Annotated in this window: 2 protein-coding genes and 1 pseudogene; all 3 read right to left on the bottom strand. The window is 63.3% G+C overall.

The window, feature by feature from the left end; all coding sequences use genetic code 11:
• Window positions 1-29 precede the first annotated feature (29 nt).
• Window positions 30-986 carry an IS3 family transposase gene (locus tag AC5LSR_RS23725; protein ID WP_493469061.1) on the bottom strand — a complete coding sequence of 319 codons (957 nt, stop codon included), beginning with the start codon at window positions 984-986 and terminating at the stop codon, window positions 30-32.
• A 94-nt stretch (window positions 987-1080) separates the two neighbouring features.
• Entirely contained in the window at window positions 1081-2517 is a 1437-nt protein-coding gene (gene ltrA / locus AC5LSR_RS23730; protein ID WP_493465855.1) for a group II intron reverse transcriptase/maturase, read from the bottom strand.
• A 651-nt stretch (window positions 2518-3168) separates the two neighbouring features.
• Window positions 3169-3465 (bottom strand): annotated as a pseudogene (locus tag AC5LSR_RS23735) (transposase); the annotation flags it as partial.
• Window positions 3466-3484: the final 19 nt, after the last annotated feature.

Genomic DNA, 3484 nt, shown 5'->3' on the forward strand with positions numbered 1-3484 from the left:
CTACTGAACCGCCCCGGGTTCGGTGGAGACTACGATCGTTGGCTCCTGTCGGAGACTTTACCACATTGCTGGGCGTAATAGGAACGCTCATACTCGACGGGAGGCATATTCCCGCAGCCGCTGTGGATCCTTCGGCTGTTGTACCAGTCGACCCACTTGAGGGTGGCGAGTTCGAGTTCTTCGAAGGTCCGCCACGGCCCGCGGCGGTACACAAGCTCGGTCTTGTATAATCCGTTCACCGACTCGGCCAGAGCGTTGTCATAGGAATCACCGACGGTCCCGACCGACGGTTTCGCGCCCATCGCGACAAGCTGGTCGGTGTAGCGTATTGACGTGTACTGACTTCCCTGGTCAGAATGGTGCACGAGGCCGTCGAGATGCTCGTCACGCGCCCAGATCGCCATTGCCAGGGCATCCAGCGGGAGGTCGGTACGCATGTGCGAGGCCAGCCGCCAGCCGACAATCCTGCGGGAGAACACGTCGGTGATGAAAGCGACGTAGGCATCCCCCAGCGAGGTCCCGACGTAGGTAAAGTCCGCCACCCACAGTTTATTCGGGCGGTCGGCCGAGAAGTTGCGTTTCACCAGGTCCGCGGGCCGCTCGGCCGCCGGATCCGCCACCGTGGTCCGCCGCTTGTGGTCACCGCGGACCGCGCCGACCAGGCCGAGCTCGCGCATCAGCCGCTCGACGGTGCACCGAGCGACGTCGACTCCCTCCGCGCGTAACGCCAGCCAGACCTTCCGCGCCCCGTACACCTCGAAATTCTCCTTGTACACACGGACGATCTGTTCTTTGAGCTCGGCGTCACGCACAGACCGGGCCGACGCCGGCCTGCTCTTCGCGGCATAGTACGTCGACGGGGCAAACTGCAGGATTTCACAGATCGGCTCGACCCCGGCCGCGTCTTTGTACTCGTCGATGAACGCGACTACCTCGGCAGTCGCGGGTCGGTGAAGTCGGCCCGGGACGCGGTTCCAACCTTTCAGCCGGTCCGTTTTCCCGGGCCGCTTCCCGCACCCGGCGTGCCCCTTTCAAGGCACCGGGCGCTCCACAAGTCCCGCTGTGGCTCGGATGTGCTCGTCAGGCAGCGGCAGGCCAGGGAGAAGGGATGACTGATCCCCGGTATCGGTAGCGTGTGGTGCTCACCTTCTCCGGATCGAAAAGTTCCCTGTTCTGGCTTGTAGGCCACCATCCGCCGCCGCAGTAGCGGTGGCGCAGTTCCTTCCACGTGGACCGGCGATGCTTCCGGCGTATCCATCGCCATACCGTCTCGAACACATAATGTTTCAGGTAGGCGAAGGTCACCGATGACACTCCGGGCCGGAAATAGGCGCACCAGCCCCTCAGCACAGGGTTGAGTCTGCGGATCAGATCATCAAGAGGCTGGTTCACCTCGACCTCGCGGCATACCGTCTTCACCTTGGCCATGACCGCTTTGACGGACTTCTTGGCCGGATAGGAGTAGACGTAATACTCGCGCGCGCCTTTCTTCCGGTGGCGTTGGATACGCCACCCGAGAAAGTCAAGGCCGTCATCGATGTGGGTGATCAGAGTCTTCTCCCGCGACAGGCGTAAACCCATCGTGGACAAGACTTCCACGATCTCCTCTCGCAAGGCTTCGGCATCGGATTTGGTGCCTTTAATCACCAGGCACCAGTCGTCGGCATACCGGACCAATTTGAAGTTCGGCAGGCCGTGCCGCAGACGCCTGGCCTTCTCAGTCTTGCCGGTCCCCGGGCCACCTGGTGACCGGGCGACGTGCTCGTCCAAGACGGACAAGGCGACATTACTGAGCAACGGCGAGAGAATCGACCCTTGCGGGGTGCCGGCGGTGGTAGGTCCCACTAAACGATCCTCAACGAGGACGCCTGATTTGAGAAAAGCCTTCACCAGGGCCAGGACACGCTTGTCTCCGATCCGTGCCCGCACTCTGTCCATTAAGGACGTATGCGAGATTTCATCGAAGCAGGCTTTGATGTCTCCTTCCACAATCCACTCGTAACATCGTGGTTTCGAGGTCAGATACCGAATCTCAGCCACCGCGTCATGAGCCCGGCGCATCGGGCGGAACCCATAGGAGCATGGGAAAAAATCCGCCTCGAAGATCGGCTCCAGCACCAGCTTCAGCGATGCCTGGACCACCCTGTCGGTGATGGTCGCGATCCCCAGGCGACGCAGCTTACCGCCCGTCTTGGGGATCATCCGCTCCCGCACCGGTAACGGCCGGAAACTGCGATCTTTCAACGCCGAACGCAGCCCGTCGAGGTATTCATTTATCCCGATCCGCGCCACTATCGACGCGGCGGTACGCCCGTCCACCCCGGCGGTCCTGGCACCTTTGTTGCCCCGCACCCGATCCCACGCAACCAACAAGAACGCGGGATCGGCCACCAAATTGAACAGATCGTCGAACTGACGACGGGCATCTTCACGCGCCCACCGGTGCAGCTTGGTTTGGATCTCCAGTACCCGGCGTTCGGCCCTAAACAAGGCGGATTCCGGTTCGTCGGTATTCACCGGCGAAAACCTCCTGGTCTTCCAGCATCCATCACCGCAGACTTGCTGGCTGTCTTTGCCCTGCGTCCGGCTTTCCCGGACTCCGAGACGGGTCGCTACGCCCGCGACTACTACACAGCCTCCGCCCCATCCGTCAGCCCACAGCCGGAACGGGCCTGCCCGCTGCCGTCCTGGCTGGACGGCCCGCAGGCGACTGCCGGATGGTTCCCACGTTCACCAAGCAATCGATCGGTCAGTGAGGCGCCCAGCTCTACTCCGGCAGCATCGCCACGGTTACGCCGCAGACCTTCGCCATGGCCTCCCCACCGCCGGAACTACGCGGCTTCGGAGTTGACGCCCGGACGCAGCATCGTCCGACCGTCACGCGCTGCTCACCGGCCCATATCCACCAGATTTGAGCACGGCTTCGCGGTTACGGAGCTTCAACCACTGGTTCACTTCCGTTACACCTTCTGACCTGGCCGAACAGGCCCGCGCCGTCTGGCAGTCCCGGCACGGCCTGTCTTCGTCGGGGCCGCTTGCCACCCTCCCCGGCGTTCCTCCGGATCAGGCTGCCCCCTGGCTTCACCGGGCTGCTGCGACAGCCCGGCGGGAAAGGTCTCTCACCCCTCCTCGATTGTCTCGGCGCCTCGTGGCGCACAGCTCCCGCGCGAAGAAAGCCGACGCAGCCTTCAAGATCTCGTTCGCACGGGTGAGTTCACGGACCTCGCGTTCCAGCTCGGCAATACGCTGCGCGTCCGCGGTCGAGGTCCCCGGCCGCTGGCCACCGTCGACCTCGGCCTGCTTCACCCACTGGCGCAGCGATTCCGCGCCAACCCCGAGCCGCTTGGCGACGGTTGTGATCGAGCCGGTCCGCTGACCGGACTCCTTGCGTACCTCGAAGACCATCCGGACCGCACGCTCGCGTAGCTCGGCCGGGTACTTGTTAGGGGTGGGCACGGCTCTCATCCTTCCAAGGTCAAGAGCC

This window comes from Protofrankia sp. CiP1_Cm_nod4 (assembly GCF_982290645.1).